24 protein-coding genes and 1 tRNA gene are annotated in these 25,206 nt (G+C 60.2%); 12 read left to right on the top strand and 13 right to left on the bottom strand.

From position 1 onward, the window contains the following. Window positions 1-227 precede the first annotated feature (227 nt). The 3 genes from Q0949_RS16945 (at window position 228) to Q0949_RS16935 (ending at window position 3,369) form a co-directional block, all read left to right on the top strand. On the top strand, window positions 228-1,400 hold the full coding sequence (locus Q0949_RS16945; RefSeq protein ID WP_299374988.1) for an aspartate aminotransferase family protein: 1,173 nt from the start codon (window positions 228-230) through the stop codon (window positions 1,398-1,400). A 75-nt stretch (window positions 1,401-1,475) separates the two neighbouring features. Beyond that, complete coding sequence (argF, locus tag Q0949_RS16940; RefSeq protein ID WP_299374986.1) at window positions 1,476-2,381, top strand: ornithine carbamoyltransferase; 906 nt, start codon at window positions 1,476-1,478, stop codon at window positions 2,379-2,381. 1 nt (window position 2,382) lies between these two features. Continuing rightward, complete coding sequence (locus tag Q0949_RS16935; RefSeq protein WP_299374984.1) at window positions 2,383-3,369, top strand: 2-dehydropantoate 2-reductase; 987 nt, start codon at window positions 2,383-2,385, stop codon at window positions 3,367-3,369. Between the two features lie 10 nt (window positions 3,370-3,379). Here Q0949_RS16935 and Q0949_RS16930 read toward each other — a convergent pair whose 3' ends face one another. The 4 genes from Q0949_RS16930 to meaB all read right to left on the bottom strand — a co-directional run bounded on the left by Q0949_RS16930 (window position 3,380) and on the right by meaB (window position 5,773). Beyond that, entirely contained in the window at window positions 3,380-3,850 is a 471-nt protein-coding gene (locus Q0949_RS16930) for a copper chaperone PCu(A)C (RefSeq protein ID WP_299374982.1), read from the bottom strand. 45 nt (window positions 3,851-3,895) lie between these two features. Then, window positions 3,896-4,237: a hypothetical protein gene (locus Q0949_RS16925; RefSeq protein ID WP_299374980.1), complete on the bottom strand. Its 342-nt coding sequence runs from the start codon at window positions 4,235-4,237 to the stop codon at window positions 3,896-3,898. Window positions 4,238-4,363: 126 nt separating this feature from the next. Further along, window positions 4,364-4,654, bottom strand: a complete 291-nt coding sequence (gene rpmB, locus Q0949_RS16920; protein WP_299374978.1) for a 50S ribosomal protein L28 — start codon at window positions 4,652-4,654, stop codon at window positions 4,364-4,366. A 105-nt stretch (window positions 4,655-4,759) separates the two neighbouring features. Further along, on the bottom strand, window positions 4,760-5,773 hold the full coding sequence (gene meaB / locus Q0949_RS16915) for a methylmalonyl Co-A mutase-associated GTPase MeaB (protein ID WP_299374976.1): 1,014 nt from the start codon (window positions 5,771-5,773) through the stop codon (window positions 4,760-4,762). Window positions 5,774-5,846: 73 nt separating this feature from the next. Here meaB and hrpB point away from each other — a divergent pair, with 73 nt between their 5' ends. Next, window positions 5,847-8,255 (top strand): ATP-dependent helicase HrpB, encoded by a 2,409-nt coding sequence (gene hrpB, locus Q0949_RS16910; protein WP_299374974.1) that lies wholly within the window; start codon window positions 5,847-5,849, stop codon window positions 8,253-8,255. Between the two features lie 3 nt (window positions 8,256-8,258). Here hrpB and Q0949_RS16905 read toward each other — a convergent pair whose 3' ends face one another. Both Q0949_RS16905 and Q0949_RS16900 read right to left on the bottom strand, forming a co-directional pair. Continuing rightward, complete coding sequence (locus tag Q0949_RS16905) at window positions 8,259-8,957, bottom strand: NAD-dependent deacylase (protein ID WP_299374972.1); 699 nt, start codon at window positions 8,955-8,957, stop codon at window positions 8,259-8,261. Window positions 8,958-8,971: 14 nt separating this feature from the next. Next, the gene (locus Q0949_RS16900; RefSeq protein WP_299374970.1) at window positions 8,972-9,934 is read right to left on the bottom strand and encodes a LysR family transcriptional regulator; all 963 of its coding nucleotides are present in this window, start codon (window positions 9,932-9,934) and stop codon (window positions 8,972-8,974) included. A gap of 156 nt (window positions 9,935-10,090) precedes the next feature. On the opposite strand from Q0949_RS16900, the gene Q0949_RS16895 reads away from it, so the two are divergent. The 6 genes from Q0949_RS16895 to Q0949_RS16870 all read left to right on the top strand — a co-directional run bounded on the left by Q0949_RS16895 (window position 10,091) and on the right by Q0949_RS16870 (window position 13,243). After that, on the top strand, window positions 10,091-10,975 hold the full coding sequence (locus Q0949_RS16895; RefSeq protein ID WP_299374968.1) for a carbon-nitrogen hydrolase family protein: 885 nt from the start codon (window positions 10,091-10,093) through the stop codon (window positions 10,973-10,975). Window positions 10,976-11,057: 82 nt separating this feature from the next. After that, on the top strand, window positions 11,058-11,276 hold the full coding sequence (gene infA / locus Q0949_RS16890; protein ID WP_005978431.1) for a translation initiation factor IF-1: 219 nt from the start codon (window positions 11,058-11,060) through the stop codon (window positions 11,274-11,276). Window positions 11,277-11,285: 9 nt separating this feature from the next. After that, complete coding sequence (locus Q0949_RS16885) at window positions 11,286-11,885, top strand: nucleoside triphosphate pyrophosphatase (protein WP_299374966.1); 600 nt, start codon at window positions 11,286-11,288, stop codon at window positions 11,883-11,885. Further along, a complete protein-coding gene (locus Q0949_RS16880) occupies window positions 11,882-12,904 on the top strand; it encodes a ribonuclease E/G (RefSeq protein ID WP_299374964.1) in 1,023 nt (340 codons plus the stop codon). The genes Q0949_RS16885 and Q0949_RS16880 overlap by 4 nt, the downstream gene beginning before the upstream one ends. Continuing rightward, window positions 12,901-13,071 carry a DNA gyrase inhibitor YacG gene (yacG, locus tag Q0949_RS16875; protein ID WP_299374962.1) on the top strand — a complete coding sequence of 57 codons (171 nt, stop codon included), beginning with the start codon at window positions 12,901-12,903 and terminating at the stop codon, window positions 13,069-13,071. Before Q0949_RS16880 ends, yacG begins: the two co-directional genes overlap by 4 nt. Window positions 13,072-13,168: 97 nt before the next feature. Beyond that, a tRNA-Phe gene (locus Q0949_RS16870) sits at window positions 13,169-13,243 on the top strand. 73 nt (window positions 13,244-13,316) lie between these two features. On the opposite strand, the gene Q0949_RS16865 is transcribed toward Q0949_RS16870, so the two are convergent. Both Q0949_RS16865 and Q0949_RS16860 read right to left on the bottom strand, forming a co-directional pair. After that, on the bottom strand, window positions 13,317-18,545 hold the full coding sequence (locus Q0949_RS16865; RefSeq protein WP_299374959.1) for an NACHT domain-containing protein: 5,229 nt from the start codon (window positions 18,543-18,545) through the stop codon (window positions 13,317-13,319). 120 nt (window positions 18,546-18,665) lie between these two features. Next, complete coding sequence (locus Q0949_RS16860; protein ID WP_299374957.1) at window positions 18,666-18,866, bottom strand: hypothetical protein; 201 nt, start codon at window positions 18,864-18,866, stop codon at window positions 18,666-18,668. A gap of 246 nt (window positions 18,867-19,112) precedes the next feature. Here Q0949_RS16860 and Q0949_RS16855 point away from each other — a divergent pair, with 246 nt between their 5' ends. Further along, window positions 19,113-19,574, top strand: a complete 462-nt coding sequence (locus tag Q0949_RS16855; RefSeq protein ID WP_299374955.1) for a hypothetical protein — start codon at window positions 19,113-19,115, stop codon at window positions 19,572-19,574. A gap of 363 nt (window positions 19,575-19,937) precedes the next feature. Further along, window positions 19,938-20,279: a hypothetical protein gene (locus Q0949_RS16850; RefSeq protein WP_299374953.1), complete on the top strand. Its 342-nt coding sequence runs from the start codon at window positions 19,938-19,940 to the stop codon at window positions 20,277-20,279. A gap of 392 nt (window positions 20,280-20,671) precedes the next feature. Here the strand turns inward: Q0949_RS16850 and Q0949_RS16845 are convergent, their stop codons facing one another. From Q0949_RS16845 to Q0949_RS16825, 5 genes are all read right to left on the bottom strand, one after another. Next, complete coding sequence (locus Q0949_RS16845) at window positions 20,672-20,890, bottom strand: hypothetical protein (RefSeq protein WP_299374951.1); 219 nt, start codon at window positions 20,888-20,890, stop codon at window positions 20,672-20,674. A 119-nt stretch (window positions 20,891-21,009) separates the two neighbouring features. Further along, on the bottom strand, window positions 21,010-22,782 hold the full coding sequence (locus tag Q0949_RS16840; protein ID WP_299374948.1) for a bifunctional DNA primase/polymerase: 1,773 nt from the start codon (window positions 22,780-22,782) through the stop codon (window positions 21,010-21,012). A gap of 23 nt (window positions 22,783-22,805) precedes the next feature. Next, window positions 22,806-23,030 (bottom strand): AlpA family phage regulatory protein, encoded by a 225-nt coding sequence (locus Q0949_RS16835; RefSeq protein WP_299374945.1) that lies wholly within the window; start codon window positions 23,028-23,030, stop codon window positions 22,806-22,808. Window positions 23,031-23,143: 113 nt separating this feature from the next. After that, window positions 23,144-23,878, bottom strand: a complete 735-nt coding sequence (locus Q0949_RS16830; protein ID WP_299374942.1) for a hypothetical protein — start codon at window positions 23,876-23,878, stop codon at window positions 23,144-23,146. After that, entirely contained in the window at window positions 23,844-25,037 is a 1,194-nt protein-coding gene (locus tag Q0949_RS16825; RefSeq protein ID WP_299374939.1) for a site-specific integrase, read from the bottom strand. The genes Q0949_RS16830 and Q0949_RS16825 overlap by 35 nt, the downstream gene beginning before the upstream one ends. Between the last annotated feature and the right edge of the window lie 169 nt (window positions 25,038-25,206).

The following is a 25,206-nucleotide window of genomic DNA, read 5'->3' as shown; positions in this document are numbered from 1 at the left end:
AGGCGCAAGCAATTTCAACTGGTGCCGGGCCAATTCCTGCGCTATGGCATCCCGCATGATCACCGTTTTGCGCCTCCGACGACTTCGCTTGCGCGGCTGAACCAGCCGGTGATCACCCGTGCGCGACCGGAATTGCGCACACCACCCTTTCAAATCTGTTGACCCCTGCCGATGCGTCATGCACCAACGTGCTTTGATGTTTTTGGCCTACCAAAAGGATGATCCCCATGATCACGTCCGTTCTGCCGACCTACAACCGCGCCCCTTTGACCTTTGTCAAAGGCGAAGGCGCATGGCTGATCGAGGCGGATGGCCGACGTTTTCTGGATCTGGGTGCAGGTATTGCCGTGAATGCGTTGGGCCATGCGCATCCTGCGCTCACTCAGGCGCTGACCGATCAGGCAGGCGCGCTCTGGCACACCTCCAACCTCTACCACATTCCGCAGCAACAGGCCCTGGCGGACAAGCTGGTGCAGGCGACATTCGCCGATACGGTATTTTTCACCAACTCGGGCACAGAGGCCTGCGAACTGGCCGTCAAGATGGCGCGCAAATACTGGTATGACAAAGGCCAGCCTGACAAGGTCGATATCATTACCTTCTCGGGCAGTTTCCACGGCCGGTCCTCGGCGGGCATTGCGGCCGCCGGTTCCGAAAAAATGACCAAGGGGTTCGGTCCCTTGCTACCCGGGTTCGTGCACTTGCCCTTTGCCGATCATGACGCGCTGGAACCGGCAATCACCGACACCACCGCCGCGATCCTGATGGAACCCGTCCAGGGCGAGGGTGGGATCATCCCGGTGCCAGATCAATGCCTCAAGGGCCTGCGGGATCTGTGTGACCAAAAGGGGATCCTTCTGATCCTCGACGAGGTGCAATGCGGTGTGGGCCGGACGGGCAAGCTTTTTGCCCACGAGTGGGCCGGGATCGCGCCGGAGATCATGATGGTCGCCAAAGGCATCGGTGGCGGCTTCCCCCTGGGCTGCGTCCTTGCCACCGAAGACGCGGCGAGCGGCATGACCGCAGGCACTCACGGCTCGACATATGGCGGCAACCCGCTGGGCTGTGCCGTAGGCTGTGCCGTGCTGGACATCGTCTCCGATGTGGATTTCCTCGCGGATGTAAACCGCAAGGCCGGTCTCTTGCGTCAGAAACTCGAAGGCCTCGTCGCATCCCACCCGGATGTTTTTGAGACCGTCCGCGGTGCGGGGCTGATGCTTGGCATCAAATGCAAGGTGGCCTGCGGAGACGTGGTCTCGGGCGGATACGCACAGCAGGTGATCACGGTGCCAGCCGCGGACAACACCGTCCGCCTCCTGCCACCGCTCAACATCACGGACGATGAAATCGCGACGGCGGTCGACCGGCTCGACGCAACAGCAACCGCGCTTGGCGCCTGATCTTCCTTTCGCCTGAAATACCTTCGGGGGTCCGGGGGCAGACAGCCCCCGGCGCTCCGCAGCAAGAGAACAGATATGACCCATTTCCTCGACATCCACACCACCGCCCCATCCGACCTGCGGCGCATCATCGACACGGCACAAGACATCAAAACCGCGCGCGCAGGCCGTCCCAAGGGCATGCGCGACGATGACTGCCCGCTCGACGGCCACATGGTCGCGCTCATCTTTGAAAAACCGTCCACACGGACCCGCGTGTCCTTTGACGTCGGCGTGCGCCAGATGGGTGGGCAGACGATGGTGCTGTCGGGGTCCGACATGCAACTGGGCCACGGCGAGACCATCGCCGACACTGCCCGCGTGCTCAGCCGCTATGTCGATCTCATCATGATCCGCACCTTTGAAGAGGCAACATTGCTGGAAATGGCCGAATACGCGACCGTGCCGGTGATCAATGGCCTCACCAACCGGACGCACCCCTGCCAGATCATGGCAGACGTGATGACGTTCGAAGAGCATCGCGGCCCCATCAAAGGCAAGAAGGTCGTGTGGTCGGGCGACGGCAACAACGTCTTTGCCAGCTTTGCCCATGCGGCGAAACAATTCGAGTTCGACCTCGTCTTTACAGGTCCCGAGCCGCTCGACCCCGAGCGCGCGCTTGACGGGCTTTACACGACCGAACGCGATCCGCTGCGGGCGGTGGAGGGGGCCGATCTGGTGGTCACGGACACCTGGGTGTCGATGCACGATCCGCAATCGGCCCGCGAGCGGCGGCACAACCAGTTGCGGGGCTATCAGGTCAACGCCGATCTCATGGCGCGCACCAAGGATGACAGCCTTTTCATGCACTGCCTGCCCGCCCACCGGGACGACGAAGCGACCAGCGAGGTCATGGACGGCCCGCATTCCGTGATCTTTGACGAGGCCGAGAACCGGCTGCACGCGCAAAAGGCGATCATGCGCTGGTGTCTTGGCAAATGACGTGACCCATCCGCCGCGCATATCCGTGGCCGGTGCGGGCAGCATCGGGTGCTTCGTGGGCGGATTGCTCGCGGATCAGGGGCACGACGTCCGCTTTCTCGGGCGCTCATCGACGGTTGCGGCCTGTGCGACGCATGGGCTGCGCCTGACGGACTACTCCGGACTGGACGTGCACCTGCGCGCGCCCAAAGTCTCCAACTCTGCCGCGCAAAGCCTTGGTGGCGCGGATATCGTGCTTGTCTGCGTCAAATCGGGCGATACTGCGCAGATGGGTGCGCAGATTGCCGAACATGCCCCCGACGCGGTGGTGATCAGCCTGCAAAACGGTGTGGCGAACGCCGCGTGCCTACGCGATCTGCTGCCGCATCACGATGTACGCGCGGCCATGGTGCCGTTCAACGTGGTGCCCACGGGGCCCGGTGCGTATCACCGCGCGACGTCTGGCGACATCCTCTTTGAGGCCGGGCCTTTGCCGGATCTCGACGCGCCCACGCTTCGCTGGCGGGGGCATCCGGACATTGCCGGGGTCCAGTGGGGCAAGTTGCTGATCAATCTGGGCAATGCAGTGAATGCGTTGGCAGATATCCCACTGCTCGAACAGTTGCAGGACCGGCGTTGGCGCCGTCTGATGGCGGACCAGATGGCCGAGGCGCTGCGTGTGCTCAAAGCTGCGGGCATCACGCCACTCAAATCGACCGCGGCAAAGCCTCAGGTGATCCCGCATATCCTGCGGTTGCCGACACCGCTTTTCCGCCTGATCGCGGCGCAGATGCTGACCATCGATGCGCAGGCCCGGTCGTCCATGTGGGACGACCTGAACCGGGGCCGGAAGACCGAGATCGACGCGCTGCAGGGCGCGATCCTCGACCTTGCCGCCAGATACGGGCGACAGGCCCCGCTCAATGCGCGGATGCACGCGCTGATCAGGGCCGCCGAGGCCGAGGGGGAGGGACCGCCCGGTCTGTCACCGGGTGATATCCGACCCTGACCTGACTGTTTCAGTGACCGCGCCCGCCATGCGCGCCTGCTTCGGGCTTGCGGGCGTTGTCGACCGGTACTGTCACCACGATGTCACCCGCCTTTTCAAAGGTCAGTGTCATCTCAATCTCGGCCCCTTGTTCCAATGGCCCTGTCAGACCCATCAGCATGACGTGATCCGCGCCGCGTTTCATCGCGTGCATGTCGCCGGCGGGCAGGGGGATGCCGCCTTCGATTTTGGTCATGCGCAGGACGCCATCGCTGACCTCGACATGGGTGTGCAGTTCGACGCGCTTGGCGGCGTCCGTACTGGCGGCAATCAGGCGGTCGTCCTCGCCCGACATGTTGTGCAGGGTCATGAACGCGGCCCCGGATTTGGCGGCCGCACTCGCGGCACGGGCGTAGGGGTCCATCACCATGATCCGGTCTGCAAATGCGGGCAAGGCAACGCATGTGGCGACAGCGGCGGCGGCAAGTGTTTTAAAGGACATATCTGGTCCCTTTCTGACATGAAGTGTGTGTTTAGGTTGGAATAGTCACACTGTCAGTGGGGGCCCCCGCACACGGGTCGTGCTGTCGGGCGATTGTTTCGCCGACCCATTGCCGGTCAGGCCACTGCCTTTTGCCAAGCGCATGGGGTGCGCCACATGGCCCTGCGTTGGCAAAACCGCATCCAACGCATGCAGCGTGCAATCGGGGCAGAGATGCGGGGCCGCCGTTGGGCGCCCTTCGGCATCGATATAGACAACCTGCGCCGATGCACCGATGCAGATGACCATCCGGTCCACGGCAGGATCTGCGCCGCGTGCCGTCGCAAAGCCGATGCTGGACATCACCAACATCACGCTAAGCAGAATGGATTGGAGCGCTTGGGTCATGGCCGCAGGTTTAGGGCACGGGCGCGCGGGCCTCAACTGTGGCAATCGGCTGCATGCGGGCATGTACAAAGCAAACGACCCCGCCTGCGGGTGCAGACGGGGCCATGTCAGTCTTTGGTGCCTTTATCAGGCTGCCGCGGCTTGCGCCTTGGCGATCTCTTTTTTGACCTTCAGCGCGCGGTCGGACAGTTCGACGTCCTTGGCCTTGGCCAGGTACGCATCCAGACCGCCACGGTGGTCAACAGACCGCAGTGCCGCTGCGGAAATCCGCAGTTTCACGCCACGGCCCAGTGTCTCGGACTGGAGCGTCACGTCGTTCAGGTTCGGCAGGAAACGCCGACGGGTCTTGTTGTTGGCGTGGCTGACATTGTTGCCAGTCATCGGGCCCTTACCGGTCAGTTCGCATACGCGCGACATTGGCTTATCCTCTTCGCATTTTGCCGCGCTGAACCAACGGTTGGCCCTAGAACGACAGAGGCACCGCGCGTTTCGGGCGGCGCCATTGAATTTCGTCTGGTGGCTTTAGGGGGAATCGCTGGCCGGGTCAACCCGCGCCAGACCTAAATCCACTGCCATCGCGGACAGCATTTGCGCCGCAGCGGCGGTGGGGTCCATCGCACCGGTCGCCACGGCGGATCCAAGCTGTGACATAAGCTGTTTTGCGTCGGGCGTGTCGAGCTGCGCGAGCAGGGCCGCGCGCACGTCCTGTTCGAACCAGTACCGCGACTGATCGGCGCGGGTCTGGTCGAAAAACCCGTTTTCGCGCCTCCATGTCATGAGGGTCTGAATATCATCCCATGTCGTGTCGAGGCCAAAATCGGTCATCGCCGACACCATCGTGGCCTTTGGAAATCCGGCGGGGTCCTGCGGACGCTTGCGCAACAGCCGCAGCGCCCCGGCATAGTCCGCGCAGGTTCGTGTCGCGGCGGGCTTCAGGTCGCCATCGGCCTTGTTGATGAGGATCATGTCGGCCATTTCCATGATGCCGCGTTTGACCCCCTGCAACTCGTCGCCGCCCGCGGGCGCGAGCAGCAGCAGGAACAGGTCCGACATCTGCGCCACGACGGTTTCGGACTGCCCCACGCCCACGGTTTCGATCAGCACGACGTCAAAACGCGCAGCCTCGCACAGTGCGACTGCCTCGCGGGTGCGGCGCGCGACGCCTCCCAGATGGGTCTGGCTGGGCGAGGGGCGGATAAAGGCGGCGGCTTCGCGGCTGAGCCGGTCCATCCGGGTCTTGTCGCCAAGGATCGATCCACCGGACCGGGCCGAGGACGGATCAACCGCGAGCACAGCGACCCGCAGTCCCAGACCCACCAGCATCATGCCGAACGCTTCGATAAAGGTGGATTTGCCAACGCCCGGTGTGCCGGACAGGCCGATGCGCAGCGCTTGTTGATCCTTGGGCAGCGCATTCAGGAGGGCGGTGGCTTGCGTCCGATGATCGGCACGCCCGCTTTCGACCAGCGTGATGGCGCGGGCCAGTGCGCGCCTTTCGCCTGCGGCGATACGTTTTGCCAGATCGCTGATATCCATGCCGCACATTTCCGGCAAACACGTGGGAATGTCCAGAGTTGGCGGCGGCGCTGTCATGGCGCATAAGGCGAGCATGACCGCTTTGCCCATTGACCCGATCCTGCCCGATCTTGTGGCCACGCTGCGGCGGGATGGCCGCGCCGTGCTGCAGGCCCCGCCCGGTGCGGGCAAGACGACACGCGTGCCGTTGGCGATGCTGGAGGCGGGCCTCACACCGGGCCGTATCCTGATGCTGGAACCGCGCCGTTTGGCGGCGCGCGCGGCGGCGGAGCGGATGGCGGCATCGCTCGGCGAAGGCGTTGGTCAAACCGTGGGCTACCGCATTCGCGGCGACAGCAAGGTTGGGCAGGCCACACGGATCGAGGTTGTGACCGAAGGCATCCTGACCCGGATGTTGCAGGACGCACCGGATCTGCCGGGCATCGGCGCAGTGATCTTTGACGAATTTCACGAACGGTCACTGAACGCCGATCTTGGTCTGGCCCTCTGCCTTGAGGTGGCGGAGGCGCTGCGCGACGATCTGATCCTGCTGGCCATGTCGGCGACGCTGGACGCCGCCCCGGTGGCGGAGGTCATGGGCTGTTCCGTTCTGACGTCCGAAGGGCGCAGTTTTGACGTCACCCCGCGCTGGCTGCCGAAACCCTTGGCGCGTGAGGCGCGGTTCGAGGCGGCAATGGCGGACCTCATCCAAACAGCGATTGCAGAAGAGGAAGGTGGCGTACTGGCGTTCCTGCCCGGTGAGGGCGAGATCCGGCGGACCGCGGCCCTGTTGCAAGGGAAGGTGCCGGACGGGGTGGCAGTTCTGCCGCTGTTTGGTGCCATGGACATCAAGGCGCAGCGCGCGGCCCTTGCCCCGTCCACGCAGCGCAAGGTCGTTCTGGCCACGGCAATCGCAGAGACGTCTCTGACCATCCCGGATGTCCGGGTGGTGGTTGATGGCGGGCGGTCGCGCCGGTCGCGGTTTGATGCGGCGTCGGGCATGTCGCGGCTGGTCACCGAGCGGGTGACACGCGCCGAGGCGGTGCAAAGGGCGGGGCGCGCAGGGCGGGTTGCGCCGGGCATAGCCTACAAGCTCTGGACGCGGGGCGAAGACGGGGCTCTGGCCGCCTATCCGCCGCCGGAGATCGAGGCGGGGGACCTGACCGGCTTTGCGCTGGAGCTGAGCCTGTGGGGTGGCGGCGAGGACAGTCTACGCTTTGTCACAGCACCGCATGCCGGGCGCCTTGCCGAGGCGCGGAACGTGCTGCGGATGCTGGGAGCGCTGGATGATGCGGACAGGATCACGGATCATGGCCGCGCGCTGGCGCGCCACCCGTTGCACCCGCGATTGGCTCACATGCTGGAGACGGCGGGCAAGGGTGCGGCCACCTTGGCGGCCCTGCTGGCCGAGCGCGACCCGCTGCGCAACCGCGGCACCGATCTGTCCCTGCGCCTGCGGGCCGCGCGGGATCCCGGCGCCTTTGCAGACGCGCACCGCGGCGTAATCACGCGCGTCCGGGATGAGGCCAAGCGGCTGGCCCGCCGCGCTCCCGAAGGTGCGCCCATGGATCTGGGCGAGATGGCCGCTTTGGCCTACCCGGACCGGATCGGGTTGCGCCGCGCAGGTGACGCGCCACGTTATATCCTGTCGGGGGGCAAGGGTGCGGTCCTGCCACAGGGCGACCCGCTGTCGGGCCAGGGTCTGATCGTGGCCACCGATCTGGACGGCGACCCGCGGGAGGCGCGCATCCGGCAGGCCGCCCGGCTGGACCGAGGCGCATTCGAGGCGCTGTTTGGCGATCAGATCAGGAATGTTTCGGTATGCGAATGGAGCAGGCGCGAACGCGCCGTGCGGGCGCGGCGACAGCGCCAGTTCGGTGCGCTGGTGCTGGACGACGCGGCTTGGTATGATGCCCCGTCTGATGCGGTGGCCACGGCCATGCTGGACGGCGTGCGGCAGCTTGGGCTGCTACCCAGCAAGGGCGCGCGGCGGTTTCTGGCACGGGCGGCACTGATGGGAGATGATTTCCCTGATCTGTCCGAGGCAGCGTTGATGGAGACGCTTGATACCTGGCTCTTGCCCTTTCTCGATGGGGTGACAAATGCGGCGGATTGGAAGGCTTTCGACATCCTCCCGGCCTTGCAGGCCCATGTGGGCTATGCCGGGTTGCAAGCGCTGGACCGCGCGGTGCCGGGTCATTTCGAAACGCCGCTGGGGCGGCGCATCGCGATTGACTACGAGGGTGGAACGCCCGGCATTGCAGTGCGGTTGCAAGAGATGTTCGGTGTGGACCGGCACCCGTTTGTGGGCACCGTTCCGTTGCAGGTGACGCTGCTTTCGCCCGCTCAGCGCCCGATCCAGATCACCTCTGACCTGCCGCGCTTTTGGGCGACGAGCTATGCGGATGTGCGCAAGGATATGCGGGGGCAATATCCGAAACATCCGTGGCCTGAAGATCCGACGCAGGCCGATCCAACGCTGCGCGCCAAGCCACGGCGCTGAGGCCTATCGTCTCAACAAGCTGTCGACCCAAAGTGGTACGGTCTCAGACGCCTTGCCCGGGCGTGTCTCTTCAAACAGTGCAACGGTTTCGGAGGGATCAAGGTTCATCTCGACCGTTTTTGCACCCACATGGCTGGCCAGTTGCACAAAGCCTGCGGCGGGATAGACATTGCCGGACGTACCAATCGCGGCAAAGATGTCGGCGCGCGACAGGGTCTCTTGGATCTCGTCCATGTGATAGGGGATCTCGCCGAACCAGACAATATCGGGCCGCGCGGTGGGTTGGCCGCAGCTGGGGCAGGCCTGTCCCACGTACATTTCCAAAGGCGCAGGCCAGCGGTGATCGCAGGCCGCACAGAGCGCCCCATTCAGCGCGCCGTGCATGTGTACCACCCGTTGACTGCCCGCCATCTCATGCAGCCCGTCCACATTCTGCGTCACGAGCAGAACGTCACCGGGGTATTCCGCCTCGAGCCGGGCGAGGGCGGCGTGGGCCGCGTTGGGCGTGGCCGTTGCGGCGTGGGCGCGCCGGGCATTGTAGAAATCGACGACCAGTTGCGGGTTGCGCGCGAACCCTTCGGGTGTTGCTACGTCCTCGATACGGTGCTGCGCCCACAGGCCACCCTCGTCGCGAAACGTGCCCAGCCCGCTTTCTGCGGAGATGCCCGCGCCGGTGAGGATGACGATGGAAGGGTGGGTCATGGGCCCTATGCTCCTTAGCTGTCCAGCAGGCGCAACTCGCCCGCGAGCCAGGGCAGTTGGACCAGCGCGGGTTCGATCATGTGGGTCGATATGAGGCGGCGCATGGTGTTGGCCACGTCCGTGGGCACGTTGCCCGCCCAATCGGCAGATGCGTAAAGAGAAATGGTGCGCGAGAACGGTTTGACCGGCAGGGGAAACGCCTCGACCTGATCATGGAAGCGGCCGGCGCGCATGTATCCCAGCGGTGTGGTGACGGCCCATCCGATCCGGCGCGCGACCATCGCCATCAGGGCAAGGTGGCTGCCGATCTCGAACCGGTCGGCCAGGTCGAGCTTCTGGCGCGCGAGGTGGGCCTCGATCTGGCGGGAAATAAGCTGGTCCCTTTCGTAGCGCAGAAACGGCAGATCGCGCAGCACGTCGAGCGGGTCGGGGCCGCGCACCACGCCCTTGGGCGCCACGAGGATAAAGGGATCGCGCGCAAGTGGGTATTCCAGCACGCCGTCCCGCATGGTGCCGTCACTGGCGGAAATGGCGATGTGCAGACGCTTGTCCGCGATGGATTGCAGGATTTCGTGGCTGGGCGCGGTGGCCAGCGTGAATTTGCAGCGTGTGAGGCTGTCGGCCAGGATCGTGACCAGCCGCGGGGTCAGATCGTTTTCAAAATCATCGATGACGCCGATCGCCAGCGCCGACAGGTGTGCAAGGTCCATCACGGTCAGTTCGGATTGCGCTAGGCGCAGCTGCGACAGCGCCGCCTCGGCCCGGATGAGAAAACTGTGCCCCGCCGGGGTCAGGCGCATAGGCCGCTTGCCGTGGTCGATCAGATCCGTGGCCAGCGCGGTTTCCAGATTGCGCAATTGCTGGCTGACCGCAGGTTGGCTGAGGCCGGTCACCGTCGCCGCCTGCGCCACCGATCCGGTTGCGGCAAGCGCCTCGAACACCTCAAGTCCCCGCAGGGTGACGCCCTTGGTCAACATGACAAGCCCCTAGTAGTTTCCGTTTTATTGAAACCAAGACGCCCTTTCGTCAATGAAAATATGGAAATTTCGCGCTGTATTTTCGATATCTGTAAAACTGGTTACCGCCAAACGGGGTCATTGCACCTTTTGGTGCATCGCGGGCAAACTGGGGGCATGAAAATTGCAACGGCCTCTTACCCGCTGGATGTCCTGCCGAATTGGGCAGCCTATGAAGACAAGTTGACACGCTGGGTCGACGATGCCGCCAGTCATGGCGCCGACCTGTTGGTTTTTCCCGAATACGGTGCAATGGAATTGGCGACCCTCGCGGGGCCTGACATTGCGGGAGATCTGGAGCAATCACTTTTTGCCGTCGCGGATCGGTTGGCGGAGGCCGATGCGCTGCACCGTCACCTCGCCGCACAATTCGACGTCCACATTCTGGCGGCATCCGGCCCGGCAACCAACGACGTCGACGGTGCGCGCCCGGTGAACCGCGCGCGTCTTTTCACCCCGACAGGTTTGGTCGGCATTCAGGACAAGCAGGTCATGACGCGCTTTGAGGCAGAGGTATGGGATGTTGTTCCGGGCGGTCCGCTGCATCTGTTTGACACGGCTTTGGGCAAGATCGGCATCCTTATCTGCTATGACAGCGAATTCCCCCTGTTGGGGCAGGCGCTGCGCGAGGCGGACATGATCCTAGTCCCGTCCGTGACCGAGGCGATGTCGGGATATTCCCGTGTCCGTATCGGGGCGCAGGCCCGCGCGCTGGAAAATCAGTGTGTGACGGTGATGTCGTCCGTTGTCGGGGCGGCGCCATGGTCCGAAGCTGTCGATATTTCGACCGGGGCCGGGGGCGTCTTTGCCCCGCCTGACCGGGGATTTCCCGACACCGGAATCATCGCGCTGGGCGTGTTGAACGCGCCCGGATGGATTTACGCGGATGTCGATCTGACGCAGGTCCACGAGGTGCGCCGCGATGGCGGCGTGCTGAATGCCCGTGACCGCACACACACAATTGCGCGCGCCCAAGAGGTCAAAACCACGAGACTGTCTTGATTAGCCCTTGAATTATGGGGCACGGCGGCGCATTTAGTGGCGCGTCCGCGCGCATTGCGGACGGTGCTACAAAGGAGAGACCATGGCCAAGGAAGATACGCTCGAATTTCCCGGTGTCGTTAAGGAGCTCCTGCCAAATGCGACGTTCCGGGTCGAGCTTGAAAATGGCCATGAGATCATCGCACATACGGCAGGCAAGATGCGCAAGAACCGGATCCGTGTTCTGGCAGGCGACAAGGTACAGGTCGAGATGACCCCCTACGACCTGACCAAGGGCCGCATCAACTATCGGTTCAAGTAACCGCTCCAGATGGCATTTGTACTGGGATCGGGAAGCCCGCGGCGACTTGAGCTGCTCGGGCAGATCGGCGTTGTGCCGGATGCTGTACGCCCTCCGGATATCGACGAAGACCCGAAACCGGGGGAATTGCCGCGAGCCTATTGCACCCGTATCGCCCGTGAAAAAGTCGTGGCCGTCGAGGCCGATGCGCAGGACATCGTGCTGTGCGCCGACACAACCGTTGCGGTGGGGCGCCGTATTCTGGGCAAGGCCGCCGATGCAGTGGAAGCGGCCGCGTTCCTGCGCCTGATGTCTGGCCGGAGGCACCGGGTCATCACAGCCGTGGCCGTGCGCCGTGCGGATCGGATCTGGCAGACAGATGTCGTCAGCACGGTGCGCATGAAGTCGCTGTCCCATGCCGAGATTGCGGGATATATCGCCACTGAAGATTGGCGTGGCAAGGCTGGTGGCTATGGTATCCAAGGGCCTGCAAGCGCACTGATCCCCTGGATTTCCGGCTCATACACCGCGATCGTCGGATTGCCTCTGGCGGAAACAGGCGGGCTCTTGACCGCCGCAGGCGTGGACATCTGGGCGCGTGCACCAAACAGCGAGAAGGGATCACGATGAAGGGGCGTCAGATTTGTCTTGATCATATTGATGGCCGCGAAGCGGCTGCGCTCATGGTTGATGGGGCATTGCATGACCTGTTGATCGATGGCGATGCGCCGCGGTCTGGTACGGTTTACCGTGCCATCACGGACCGCCCGGTTCCGGGGCAGGGAGGGATATTTCTCAAGACGCCGGACGGGGCCGCCTATTTGCGCGGGGTCAAAGGCATTGGCGCGGGCGAAACGGTTCAGGTCCAGGTGACAGGCTATGCCGAGCCGGGCAAAGCCATCCCGGTCAGCCACAAGCTCCTCTTCAAAAGCCGCTACGCCATCGTCACACCCGACGCGCCCGGGTTGAATCTCTCGCGCCGCATCCGGGACGAGGATATCCGTGACGTCCTTCTGGAGGTCGCACACGAAGTCATGGACGGGTGCGAGATGGGTCTGATCCTGCGCTCAGCCGCGGCAGAGGCCGACCGTGACGCGGTGGCCGAGGACATTGCCGCGATGCGCGAACTGGCCGAGCAGGTCGTGGCGGACGCGGGGCAAGGCGTGGACGTGCTGGTCCAGGGCGATGGTCCGCATGTGTTGGCCTGGCGCGACTGGGTCGCGCCGGCAGAGGTGGTGACAACAACAGGCTGTTTCGAAGAATATGGGGTCTTGGACGCAGTCGATGCCGGGCGCGGTGCCCATGTCGACCTGCCCCAGGGCGCATCGTTCTACGTCGAAGAAACCCGCGCGCTCGTGGCGGTTGACGTGAACACCGGCACCGACGGATCCTTTGCCGCAGGTTTGCGCGCAAATATCGCCTGTGCGCGCGCCTTGCCGGCGGCGCTTCGTGTACGTGGTTTGGGCGGGCAGATCACCCTCGATCTGGCGCCCATGCCCAAGAAGGAACGCCGCAGTTTCGAAAATGCCCTGCGCGCGGCGTTCCGCGACGATGACATTGACACTGTCTTCGCCGGTTGGACGCCGCTGGGTCACTTTGAGCTGCAACGCAAACGCGCGAGGTTGCCTTTGGCGGAGGTTCTGGGATGAGCTGTCCCATCTGCCAGAATGAAACGCAGCCCAGATACCGGCCGTTCTGCTCGCGGCGCTGCGCGGATATCGACCTTGCCCGATGGATGAGCGGCAGCTACGCCGTACCGTCGCAACGCGAGGAAGATCAGGACCTGTCCGACATCGACGAAGAGCCGCGCCATTGAATGTTGCGCTTGCCGCGATTTTTTGTCGGTTTTCCTATGGACAGTGTTTGCGCATCGGCCTATCACGCTGCGACCTGACGGCAGAGCCGTCTCCCGTGCCCGGGTAGCTCAGGGGTAGAGCAGTGGATTGAAAATCCTCGTGTCGGTGGTTCGATTCCGCCCCCGGGCACCATTAAAACAAAGCGAAATCAAATACTTGCATGACATTACTGCGGATGAGCACCTGACCCAAATAGTCTTGGGTATCATTCGGGTATCAATCTCGGCAGGCCGCTTGCGGGGCCTATCGAAGAAACACTCTGCGGTGTTTGCCTGCGCGGAAGATCAAAGAGCGAGCTAATTTGAAGCGCTGCTGCGCGACGATCCCCAAGTTCAATCAAGTGATCGAGAATCTCCAAGAACTGAACGTGGACATCAGGCTGCAATGGGGCGTCGCGTTCGGCAAAGGATTGAATTAGACCGGCGAGTTGCGCAGTTCTTCCCCCGGACCAAAACCCTCTAGACTGCCAAACTGCGGGCGCGATGCCTCCCAACCTCGAAGCGAGGAATTCGCTGCTGCGGTGATCGAATGACCTTTCAACATGGAGCAAGAATGCTTGCATGACCTGCGGTAGATGGCCAAATCTTTGGAGCATCAAATCAATCAATGGGTCCAGTAGCTTTGCATCGGACCAATCATTGTTAGCGAAGCGGGCCGCACCCATTGCTGGCCGATCCCAATTTGCCCCCATTGCGATACGAACCAATTTGTGAAGCTGCTCGGGAAGTCCATAGTCCTCCCGCCACTCGGGACGCTTCCAATCCGGGTCATCAGCGACTGCCTCAAAGATGTCGAGAAAAACATTAACAATGCCCGCTGGAACTGTCGGTGAATCCAGAAGTCGCATGCAGGAGTACGCATTTGCGAAAGTCGAGAGAACTTCGCTCTTCGGCTTATGGGGCAACTGAGACAGTATGGGTATGATTGCACTACGAATATTTTCAATTGGCAATTTCTCGCACAGCGCTGCCAAGTCCCAAATGCAACTGGAAAACTCCAAACTTAGGCTTGAGCCTGAACGGTGCTCGGCTTCGTCAGCTGCGCCAATTGCCGCAGTGAGCTTTTCAACGAAGCTATGCAGAAGAGCTAATAGGTCGTCACGAAAAGCATGATCTTCGTTGAACCTGTCTTTCGGGATGATCGACAACATCGATGCGAAGTCTTTGACGCGCCATTGATCTAAGTGTTCCGGCCCGATTTCGGCATACGTCTCAGACAGCCCGTTCCAGTCGCCGGAGGCTATACCTTGTATAGTCGCCTCAAACAGCCGTTGTTTTTCGGCGGCCAGATGGCTGTCTCTCTCATCGCGTCGCCGGTACCAATCAGGCGAACCACGATCCAATTCAAGAGTCGTCAGCTTGAAAGCAAGTGCCGTGCACTTGTCCGCGAAGTCCTTATGCTCTCGCCAACATGACGCGGCGTTTGACAAGGCAGCTAACTGCACGCCCTTGTAGGGATGAAAGCACAACCGAACCAGTTCTTCCTGTGCCGAACTTGCTAATGGTCCGCGACCCGCAACTATCGCCGCCAATCCCTTTGATGCAAATGTTTCGGGTCTGTCGTCGGCAGGAGCATCAGCGTGAAAAAACTCATCGTTTGCCGGAACAGTACTGGCGGCGCGAAATGCAACGCTTTCGGCCCATTCCACTTGATCATGTGGAAGATCGGGCTTCAAACTCAGGATCGCTGCTGACACGGCTGCTACTCCGCCAGCGCGGCGGCTGCCGGGGTCTCCGGCATCAAAACCAGATTTGAACAGGTCCTCGTTGTCGACCTGGCGTGCGAGCGCTACAATTTCATCTCGCGTCTCATCACCAATTTTACCGCTCTCAAACCAAGCCTCACATTGTTTAAGCAGTTGGAAGCCTTTGTTCCAATGGGCTAGCCGCTCACCTGCTTCTTCAGCTTGTTGCACTCGTTCGTCTGACGGCTGAAATGCGACGCCGACTTTCCCATCATCGGTCTCCACCTGAGCATAGTTCGAAAGGTCTGCCATCGCGGCCCACTCCTCGGCTCGATGCAGAAGATATGCGACTAGCTTATCATCATCTTCTTGGCCTTCGTGGGTGAAGGGTAGCTCAGTTGGAAAGCTGGTAAGCTTTTCCGCTACCTTTTCGCGTTGGTCGTTAGCTGTGAGAATAAATGCTGTCGCGAGCCACCTGATGTTCTTTTTCCGGGAAGGCCGCGAGTTGAGGCGTTTCAGTGCTTCAAGATGAGTTGTATCGATAGACAAGCCGAAGCTCGCTCCGATTTCATTTGAGTGAAGGCCTTGGACATCGTGTTGCCAGCGGTACTCGTCCATGGCCCAGATGTGCTGGCAGCCTACGAGAGCGGCTGCCGCAGGCGACAGCGCGTCCTTGTCCAACAAGACTCCCAAGGCGATGCCCAGCGTGGCCACGCTTTCGTGTCCTGTAACAAGCTCCCGTACGATCTCATCAACGTCCCGTCCGGCTTCAAGCTCGGAGAACGCCCAGTTTTCCAGCGCCATAAGTGCCGACCCGAGGATGTCGCAAGAAAACAGACCTCGATACCAACCATGAATCCTTTGGTCGCCCCAGAACGTTTGAGTTCCCCAGGGGAAATCCACGCTGAATGGGATTGGAATTTCGCGGTTGCGATAGTCGTATTGGGGTAGCTCTCTCCACGCGACAACGGTCCGGCTAAGCAGCCTGCGAACTAAACGAAGACCTTCCTGAGGTGCGTGCTCGAAAAGGGCTGCGAATGGTTGTTGAATAGGAGAAGCTGGATGGCAGTGGCGCGAATAGTTGCTAATGCCCGGAGAATCCCAATCATTCATATGGGGCGACCAACCGATCATCTGCCCCCGCGACCTCTCGGCTGACTCTGATGGTAGTGGGTCGATGAACGCCTGGAAGGAAAAGTCAGCTAGGGCTTCAGGGACAACACTGGCAAGACGCACGCTCCATTCAAAGACGCTGGATTGGACCTTGTCGTCAATCCGTTCGCTCGTCCACGCTTGAAGCCTCCGACTTAGTAGGTCCGTGTTGGTGAGCGAGGACCTTAGGAAAGCCTGTCGAAGTTTGCCGCCTAAACCGTCCTTATGAAACCCCAACGGTCTGGTCTTTTTGGTCCGGTCCCAATAGTCATAAGCATCCCACTCAGTCAGAATTTGATCGATTCTTTGAGCAAAACGATCTTTGATCCTGTCGGGATAATCTTGGAACAGGTTAAGCCAGACATCGAACGTGTCGACTATGTCCTCGATTGTTTCCTCATTCCAATCTAGAGAAAGTAGCCAGATTAGAAGCCGCCTCCAGTTCCGAACGGGACGGGGCCATGACAAAAAATCAGCTATTCTGAATTTTTCGAATTTAGTTTTCTCGCCGAGTTCGAACGCGCCATGGACGACTAGAAGGTTTTCGATAGTCTTGTGTGCTCGGAAAGAAGAAAGGAGCCGGATGAGACGGTGGTATTCGCTCAAAAAAGCCGAAATCGCATCTTTGCGATCAAAGAACGCTGGCGAGGCAAATGGGGCAAGGAGCCAAACCCTGCTCCAATGACGCCACGCTTCCTGCTGTTCCAGTGCCAATTGAGTTTCTGACCAGTTGTCTCCGGTCTCGAATTCAAACTGTGACAGTAGCTCCACTACCCGGATCATTCCGGGCCTGTCTCCAGCGGCGGTGAGGGTGCTCGGCCAATCTGGACCATTTTGGCGGCACAAACCGAACATCGCCCATTCAAGAAATATGTCGTGGGTAAAGGAATATCGTCCGCTACCCGCAACCTCCGCTATCGCTCGTTCTTGTACTAGTGCCGTCAGAGCTTGAGCGGAAATGCCTTCTACTGCGGCGCTTCTATTGGTTGCTTGAGCGCATCTCGCGGCCAGCTCACCCATCGCGTGGCGGCGCTCAATCGAAGCGGCCTTTTCATGTAGACCGTGCGGTCCTTCTAGCCAAATCTGCGCTAGCGAAATCTCGGAAAACTTGCTCGCCGCTCCATCAGTGCTCACTGAACGCTGTGCCAAAACCTGAGCAAAGAAAGGGCGCCTTGCAAATTCCTTCTCTTGACCCTCGGCGAACAGGACTTCGTGCATCGCTGGAAACCGCTCAGCAAGGATGCCAGCCTCATTGTCATCAAATCCATCGATCTCGACGATATGTGCTTGGTCGTCCTCAATGAGTTGATGAGGGAGCCATATCCTCAAGTCTTCGAGGTGTGACGACCGGGTAGATGCCACAACGCGCCAGTCCGCAAGCCTTGGATCATCAAGAAGAGTAGTCACGATGTCTGAAACTGTCTGACGGGCCTCATTACCCAAGCGATCTATCCCGTCGATGAAGAGAGTCGGCTTTCCCAGTGTGGCTAGCTCAAAAAGGAGGTCAGCGAGCCGTTCCGTTTCTAGGCGCAGGTGCGTGGCCAGTGAGGGCCAGCCGGGGCCGACGAGACGCTTATCGGTCAGAACAAGAGCGAAACCGTGCCGGGTGTGCTCTTCGGCCATCGCACGTAACACCGCCGACTTTCCCGAACCGGCCTCGCCCGCCAATTGGATAAATCTCTTGCCATCCACAATGCCGTTAATCGTGTCCAGAATACTATTTCGTGGAATAACCAGCCCAGAGATGTCCATTCGGATACCTTGAAGAGCGTATCTTGTTTCTTCTGCTACTTTCACCAGATCGCTGCGCATGCTTGGAAGAGACGAAAGATCAAACGCTCCCTTGAGCTGCTCAACCAATGTTGCCCTGGAAAAGCTACCTGCTGCGCCCGACGCTTGTCGTGATATCTGGGAAAATCGTACCCAAAGCTCTTCGGCACGATGACGCTCTCCAGTTGGTAGCGCATTCCGCAGACGTTCAATTGCCTCGAATGAACCTGACGCTCCTTCTGAAAGCGTATCAAAGACGAGGATGACAAAATGCCTTAGAAATTGCCACGAATTTTCCTCATCTTGCGCCCCTGCAGGGAGCAGAGATTGGACATCGCTCACAAACCTTCTTTGTGCGTCGCTTGCGAAATTCTCAGTTTCGAGCCGCCGAAAAAAGTCGTCTGCCGACTTGGATATACGAGCCCATTCAAGCGTAGAGCGGGCTGCCCGGAGTGTGGACTGCGCGATATTTGCAGCAGCTAAGCCAACACGGTCCCGACCTATTCTGAAGCCGTCTTTCTGGAATTCTCGCCAGCTAGCCGAAATGACGTCTCGAAAGTCGGTATTAGTTTCAGCAGAACTCAGCGTTGGGCTTTGCTTCACTTGCAGAGCTAATTTGGAAGGTTGGCCGTATCGATCCGACGCTTCCACGATAATATCGTCTAGTGGCTCACCAAGCGCCGCGCGCTGGAGAAAGACGCCGTCAGTAGTCGCTTCAGAGATACCCCGCGCACCACCTTCAACAAGGAGGCCGGTCAAATAGGACGCCACTACTGAATCTTCAAAGGTGTAGCCGACGCCACCTGTTGCCTCGGGGCTCGCGGGCATACTTTTTGTTCACTCTTCTGCTCATTTCTCACTTAGTAGACTATTGAGAAATAGGCTCGCCTTCAACGTGCTTCGCGTCTGCTTCGGGGCCCCGAAGTCGATCCTTTGAACTTGTGTAACCTACTTGCGAAGAGCTCTAAGGGCCTCCTTCTCGGCGGCGGAGCCCTTAACCCACTGCCACGGTGTGCGCGGTTTCCTCGCCTTTGCCAGTTCGGGGTTCGCCTTGGCATCACTGGCAACAGCGCGTAGGCGTTCGCGGGCTTCGCGCGGGTCGATCTTGAGTTCTTCGCAGATGGCCTTGAGCGTCACGATGTCGGTCATTTCGATCTCCTAAGTTGCTGATGAAGATCGATAAGACGAAGGCCTTGAGCGTGTCAGGGACAATCCCAACTACAAATTTTTGCTCCAGTGATGCCCTGTGGTCGAACAGCGGATGCAACATCTAAGTCTTGGAGCATTTTTGCGCATAGGCCGTGAACAGGTTGGATGGCAGCCAATACTTGTTGGGCAACCGGTTTTCGACGACAGTAAGCAAAACATTAATAGGTTGCCGGGAGGGCGGGCCCCTTGTGGAATGTGGTCGACTTCGGAAAGTGGAAAGGCAAAGGTAAATCCTTGCCGCAAGTCCTTGTTGCTGATCCGGATTGGTTTTTCTGGGCTCTAGAAAACGGTGCGTTCAAAGGCCCCCTCGCGGCGCAGGCTGAGACACTGGCAGATCGAGCCCGCGCGATAAGGCTTCCTCCAGCGTTGGCGGGGACGCATTGCGTACGGCATTGGCTATCGTTCGATGGAAAATACCATGGTTTCGAACTAATTGAGACCACGCAAGGGCCGCATCATGGGTCGAGTTCGGAAGCGCGCCGCCCTTTTCTCAACATCGAGTTCCCTCGAAAAGTCCAGCAGTACGACAAGCTAGGGTGCAAGCACATGATGAAGAGCTTCAAGCAGCATTGGTTTGGGGGAAAACCTTTTACTAAAGCGAGGGTTGAAGCTTTCTTTAGCGATCCAGCGAACTTCGATGCGGCCTGATTAAAAAAATAGTCGAGAGGCCAAGCGGCGCTGCAAGTCGCCAACGCTGGATGATCCCAAACCAAGCCCTGGCAGGCGCGGTCAAACGCGTGCGCGGCGGTGTTGTGTTGAGCCAGGAGCGCCGGGGCGTGCCTCAGACGTGGTGATCCCGTCGCAATCCCGGCTGGCGCGCTGGGCGCCGCGCCGAGGCGTGCTTGTTCTGCGCGGGATGTGGGGCGCAGGCCCAGAGGGCCATGCCGCTCGCCAGAGCCACGGAGAGCGCCGCTGAGAGTGATCCATGCGCTAGACCGCCTCGACCTAGCAGAAATCGCCCTCCCGCCCCGGTGCGCCCGTTACAGAGCGTGCAGGGGTGCCGACCTCCTGATGGCTGCCGGGACGGACACGGCCTTCCTCGTCGCCGCAGGAATTGCCCTGACACGGAGCTACCTTGGATCTTATCGCGCTTGCGTCGAACCCGAAAACAAGGAGACGGATATGACGATCCGCTCGATGTGGGCCTTCAACGGCCAGACGAAAACCATCTTGGGCAACTGGCACCGGCTATGGTGTCTATTGTTCGGTCCCCTGTATTACCTGTTCAAGGGCATGTTCTGGTGGGCGCTCTTGTCGCTGATCACGGCCAGCGGGCTGTGGGTCGGCTTCCCCCTGTTCAATCGCGCCATCGTGCTGCGCCACTACCATCGCATGGGGTGGGTGCAGGGATGACCGCCAGCACCTCCGCCCAAGCAGTTTGCCACCCGAGTGGAACCCGGCGAGCGCTGCTGAAACCTCTTGCCAATGCGGACCGCATGAAAAGGCTCGGCAATTTGTCTCCGGCTTGCGTCCGACAGACTGATAGATAGTCAACGGGTCGGTCTGACGTGTTCCGCGCACTGCCGGAAGCGGCACCGGCGAAAGGCGACCACAGGGGCATGGGGGGAGGCGTTTTTTTAACGGCGCGCGCCCTTTGGACGGGCAAGGGGTCATATCGACTGCCGAGGTTATCAACCCTCAGCCGCTCGTTTCGTCATAGGCCATCCGCCAGTAGAGAATTGGGCGCAGGCCACCTCGGATGACAGCCCCCGCCATGATTTTAGTTTCTGAAGCTGATCTATGGGTCAGTTCAATTTCTGCCCATCGACACATCCATATTCGGAAAGCTCTTCGTCGCTCATCATATCAAATGACATGTGGGCGTGTGCAATCTCGATCAAGATTTTCGCGATTTCCATACAGGTCAAATCGATCTGCAAGTTTTCCTGCCGCTCCAACTCGATCTCAATAGCGTCAAAAATTGCATTTCCTAGTTGGGTTAGGTGTTCTGCACGTTCGGGCATTTTGTCCTCTTTCTCTTCCAATTTGCACTCGTCGGAGCGCGGTTTTTTGTGGGGATGAACACTTGCTCAAAAATCCCATACGTGTGCGACTTCTGAGCAAGTGATGCTGGTGGCATGGTTCAGGGCAGCGCCCAAACAGAAGCTTTCCCGTCCTTGGACTTCACCACGCCGAGTGCTTCGCCTGCGCGCCGGAGCGTCGGGAGTGAAACCCCTTCCTCCTTGGCCCAGCCGTCTAGCACCTTCTTCTTGACTGGGCCTTTGCGCAGCACGCTTTTCAGCCACGCGGTCGCTGTGTCACGTTCCCGTGGTGGTCGACCCCGTTCGGCCTCGGAAGGCGCGAGTAGTTCGCCCACCGTCAACTCAGGCTCACAGGCATGCCATTTCACGCGGGGATGCGAGCGCGGGCCAGTGCTCTGCATCTCGAACACGATTGTCGGCCCGGGTTCGGCATAGTTCGACTTGGCATGGGCTACCGCGCGCAAGCGCGGGTCGTCGGGATGCGGCGCGAGGATCAGGCCCGACCGCACTCGAGCCGATATCGAAATCGACCCGATACCTTGGTGCATGGCATGGTCAGCCCGCGCCTTCCGAAGGTGCCGCACGATCAGGATGGCCGTGTCGAACTCGCGCGCCAGTTGGTCGATCTGCACCATGAAGTGCATGGTCTCCGTCGCCTTGTTCCCGTCCGCACCTTCCTTCATGAAAGCGATTATCGGATCGATCACGACAAGGGCGGGTGTGTTCGCCGACAGTTCTTGCCGGAGCAACGCCAAGCCGCGCTCGTCCAAGGAAAACGGCTCCTGTTGGAAGCGGACTTTCGAGACATCGGCCCCGGCCTGCATGAGGCGGGGTTTCAGCACCCGCGACGGATCGTCCTCCGCAGACATGAAAAGGACTGAGCCTTTTTCGATGTCATCCACGAACGGCGGGGGCTTCCCTGTCGTCACGGCGGCCGCGATGGCGCAGGTGAAGGTGGATTTCCCTTGCCCCATGTTCCCGTCGAGGACAGTCAAGGCACCTTTCACGACATAAGGATACATCGAGAATTGCGGCGTGGATTCCTCGACGTCTCCGAGCCAGCCAAAAGCCTCTTCATGCCCGGCTTCGTATTTGCCGACACTGGAGGCAATACGCTCGACCTCATTGTCGTCGAGGGGTGGACTACACGCCGCAGCGTTGATCGCCTGCAAAGCGCCTTCGATTGCCGTTTCGGTCAGCCCGCGAAATCTGAGTGATCCGGCAATTTTGGTCAGTTCAATGTTACGGCTTCCAGCTTTGAAGGCACCAACCGTGTCGAAGTTCTCTGTGCGGCTTTTGTCGCGCGCAAGCGCTCGCACGAAGTCGGCAGGCAACGCCGCCAAGCGGTCCTCTCCGCGCTGTACGCGATACCGGCTACCGCATTTGTGCATGCTGGGCGGGCCAACGAGATATCCACTGGCGTTGTCCTTGATGTCTATGCCAGCTAGCCGCGCTTTCCTCTTGGGTAGAGCCTCCGAGGCGCGGAAGTAGTAGTGTGTTCCGCGACCCGTTCGAACCGACAGAGTCGGTGGGAGGTTCAGCCTCTTGAAGGTTTCGGCCCCCTCCGGGCCGTCAACATCGAGCACCACCAACCCCGGCGGCAGGATCACGCCGAAGTTGGCATTGGGGTGCTTCTTGAACGCGCGACGGATTTTAACCGCGCTACTCGTGGCACTATGCTGCCCCTTCGGAAACAATTCCGCGATAGGATGCTTGCCCGGACTCTTGCAATCAGGCTTGCCGCATGTGCATTGGCCGTCATCGCCAATGCCATGCAAAGCGACGATTTTGCCGCCGTTCCGCGCCCAAGCGAGCGCGGCCTTGATTATCGAAGATGACAGCATATCACCCTCGAAACGAAATGCCTTTCGCATCCCGGTTCTCCTTATCTGGGTGATTAGTAGTCGGCGTAGTGCGTGCGAGCGCGTTCCTTGGCACGCTCTTTCAGCCAGTCCTCGATCTCAGACAGGAACCACGCGACAGTGGTGCCCGCCATACGGATTCTGCGCGGGAACCGTCCGCGTGCCTCCCAGCGAAGCAGCGTAACGTTGGAGACTTTGATGCCCATGCGCTTCAAGTCGTCGCGCGTTGCCAGCATCTTACTTGCTTTGTCGTCTGTCATGATTTTCCCTTTCTGACTAAAGGGAACCGGTTCCTGACAAAGCAGTCGCATGGATTTCAGGGCGTGTCATTTCGGCACTATGAACGGGATAGGTCCATTTGAAGCCGTTTTGTTCAATCGTAGAGGCGGTAGGCAGCCACAGCCGCTTGTATCTGTCTATTCAAGTTTTCGAACCGCTTCGCATCTTTCGAGGTTTTGGAAAAATAGGCGGCAAGAAGTGGACGCGCTGACGCTCGGATGAACTCTGGAAACTCACCATCGATATGGCCGGATGATGCCGAACGTTTCACGTTTTCGATCCCCTTGAAGGCGATGAAAACCTCTGTCATTCCATCGACAGTCAATTGAATTGTTTCGGCATATGCCGTCGCAATCCCGTCTTCTTTGGGTGTGGCGGAAACCGCCTGAAGCAATTCAAGAAGAGCCGAAACGGCATTTCTTGCCTCATGCACCCTTTGCCGCATTTCGGACGCAGGAACGAGGCGAGAGGTTTTGTTCCGCCCGGAGCGGACAATCACCGATGACAACAGGTCGTCGGACTCGGCCAATTCTGTTAATAGGCGGCGAGAGGTAGTATCGATCTTTGCGGCCCAAGCGTATTTTTGGGCCGGGGTCGCGGCCCCACCTGCGAAATTGAAAACAGACAGAAGGTATTCGGCTGTGGCGGCGAGTTGGAGGCGCAACGCAGTGATGTCGGCTCGGTTCTCAAGCCTCAACGTGCCTGCAATCTTGAGCGCAGCGTCATCGGTGTAGATTTCGGACCACGGATTATGACCGCAAGGGAAGTCCTTGCTGGCTTCACCAACCCAACGCTCAGGCGTGATGTCGCCTTTCAGCTTGCTGATCATTCTTGGTCGCTGTGATTTTTTCGATACGCTCATTCCACTTGCCCAATGCCTCGCGCTTCTCGTCCGCGTATGAATAGACATTGTAGATAGCGGCCACGCCCGAGACCACACCCGTCTTGTGGTTCAATAGGGCTTCGGTGACGGGCTGGGGGACGCCCAGCATCGCCATGTTGGTGGACATCGTGCGGCGCAGGTCGTGAATGATCCACGGTTCCGTGCCTTCGGGCAGCGCCTTGTCGAGCCGGTCTTTCAGGCGACCGAAGCCCGACACGGGCGATTTGCCGGTGGTCGTGAACACGTAGTCCGACCCAATGAACCTCGGCACCCTGCGCAGCACGTCCATCATCGCGTCGGTGATCGGCACCGTGTGCTGCCTGCCGTTCTTCGCGCGCTGCGAGGGCAGGGTCCACAGGCGTTTTTCGACGTCGAGTTCCGACCAGCGCATTTCAGCGACCTCGGCGCGCCTCTGGCCGCTGAGGATCAACAGCTTCATGCAATCCCCGAAAGGATAGCCTTCGGCGCCACAGGCTGCCCATAGCGCGCCCAGCTCATCTTCTGTCAGCACGCGCTCGCGCGACCGTTCCTTGGACAGCGGTTTCATCCCGGCGATGGGGGAGGCATCGATCATACCGCGCTCTACACACCAGCCCATCAGGTGCTTGAGGTGGGCCAGCGCGCGGTTCGCGCTGACCGGCGCGGATTTGTGGATCACGTCGCAGGCTTTCACGACATCGGCGCGCTTGATCTCGTCGATCCTTTTGCCGTGCAGGGTGGTGAACTTTGCCAGCAGGGCTGCCTTGCGTTTCCAGTCGCGGTTGTGAACCTTGGCGTGCTTTTCGATGTAGTCGGGGATCACGTCACCCAGCGTTGGTTTGGTTTCGACCTCAATGCCGGTGCGTTCCTCAAAGCGCCCAGTCTCGATTTCGTAAAGAACCTGTCGCACTCGTTCACGCGCCTCGGCCAGCGACACGACGCCGAACCGTCCGATGGTCAGGCGGCGCATTTTGCCGTTGATGCGCTTGTGCAGGCAGAACGTCTTGGTGCCGGACGTGCTGATGCGCAGGACAAGACCCGGCATCAGCTCGTCCCGAAAATCGAGGCGCTTTGACTGATCAGGCTTTTGCCCTTCGATGAACTTGGTGGTTAGTTTGCGTTTCATAAGCCCATGATAAGATGGGCGGCCGTGCTGCGTCAGGGACAACTCTAGAAGGCTTGCAGGGTTTTGGTTCGCTCTGCACTGGCTGTATGGTGAGCTTGGTGCTTTTGAACGAATTCAATCGTTGTTTGACTTCGTGACAATATGCACGACATTCTTCGGTTGCGTTTCG

Source organism: uncultured Tateyamaria sp. (genome assembly GCF_947487805.1).
Taxonomy (GTDB): Bacteria; Pseudomonadota; Alphaproteobacteria; order Rhodobacterales; family Rhodobacteraceae; genus Tateyamaria.
The sequence above is the reverse complement of the archived record's forward strand: the minus strand, read 5'-3'. Positions and strand labels throughout refer to the sequence as shown.

Excerpts from the sequence above, each read along its gene's own strand:
- Q0949_RS16945 (WP_299374988.1), top strand. The coding sequence starts at position 228 with ATGATCACGTCCGTTCTGCCGACCTACAACCGCGCCCCTTTGACCTTT.
- argF (WP_299374986.1), top strand. The coding sequence starts at position 1,476 with ATGACCCATTTCCTCGACATCCACACCACCGCCCCATCCGACCTGCGG.
- Q0949_RS16930 (WP_299374982.1), bottom strand. The coding sequence starts at position 3,850 with ATGTCCTTTAAAACACTTGCCGCCGCCGCTGTCGCCACATGCGTTGCC.
- Q0949_RS16925 (WP_299374980.1), bottom strand. The coding sequence starts at position 4,237 with ATGACCCAAGCGCTCCAATCCATTCTGCTTAGCGTGATGTTGGTGATG.
- rpmB (WP_299374978.1), bottom strand. The coding sequence starts at position 4,654 with ATGTCGCGCGTATGCGAACTGACCGGTAAGGGCCCGATGACTGGCAAC.
- meaB (WP_299374976.1), bottom strand. The coding sequence starts at position 5,773 with ATGGATATCAGCGATCTGGCAAAACGTATCGCCGCAGGCGAAAGGCGC.
- hrpB (WP_299374974.1), top strand. The coding sequence starts at position 5,847 with ATGACCGCTTTGCCCATTGACCCGATCCTGCCCGATCTTGTGGCCACG.
- Q0949_RS16905 (WP_299374972.1), bottom strand. The coding sequence starts at position 8,957 with ATGACCCACCCTTCCATCGTCATCCTCACCGGCGCGGGCATCTCCGCA.
- Q0949_RS16900 (WP_299374970.1), bottom strand. The coding sequence starts at position 9,934 with ATGTTGACCAAGGGCGTCACCCTGCGGGGACTTGAGGTGTTCGAGGCG.
- Q0949_RS16895 (WP_299374968.1), top strand. The coding sequence starts at position 10,091 with ATGAAAATTGCAACGGCCTCTTACCCGCTGGATGTCCTGCCGAATTGG.
- infA (WP_005978431.1), top strand. The coding sequence starts at position 11,058 with ATGGCCAAGGAAGATACGCTCGAATTTCCCGGTGTCGTTAAGGAGCTC.
- Q0949_RS16885 (WP_299374966.1), top strand. The coding sequence starts at position 11,286 with ATGGCATTTGTACTGGGATCGGGAAGCCCGCGGCGACTTGAGCTGCTC.
- Q0949_RS16880 (WP_299374964.1), top strand. The coding sequence starts at position 11,882 with ATGAAGGGGCGTCAGATTTGTCTTGATCATATTGATGGCCGCGAAGCG.
- yacG (WP_299374962.1), top strand. The coding sequence starts at position 12,901 with ATGAGCTGTCCCATCTGCCAGAATGAAACGCAGCCCAGATACCGGCCG.
- Q0949_RS16865 (WP_299374959.1), bottom strand. The coding sequence starts at position 18,545 with ATGCCCGCGAGCCCCGAGGCAACAGGTGGCGTCGGCTACACCTTTGAA.
- Q0949_RS16860 (WP_299374957.1), bottom strand. The coding sequence starts at position 18,866 with ATGACCGACATCGTGACGCTCAAGGCCATCTGCGAAGAACTCAAGATC.
- Q0949_RS16850 (WP_299374953.1), top strand. The coding sequence starts at position 19,938 with ATGGCTGCCGGGACGGACACGGCCTTCCTCGTCGCCGCAGGAATTGCC.
- Q0949_RS16845 (WP_299374951.1), bottom strand. The coding sequence starts at position 20,890 with ATGCCCGAACGTGCAGAACACCTAACCCAACTAGGAAATGCAATTTTT.
- Q0949_RS16840 (WP_299374948.1), bottom strand. The coding sequence starts at position 22,782 with ATGCGAAAGGCATTTCGTTTCGAGGGTGATATGCTGTCATCTTCGATA.
- Q0949_RS16835 (WP_299374945.1), bottom strand. The coding sequence starts at position 23,030 with ATGACAGACGACAAAGCAAGTAAGATGCTGGCAACGCGCGACGACTTG.
- Q0949_RS16830 (WP_299374942.1), bottom strand. The coding sequence starts at position 23,878 with ATGATCAGCAAGCTGAAAGGCGACATCACGCCTGAGCGTTGGGTTGGT.
- Q0949_RS16825 (WP_299374939.1), bottom strand. The coding sequence starts at position 25,037 with ATGAAACGCAAACTAACCACCAAGTTCATCGAAGGGCAAAAGCCTGAT.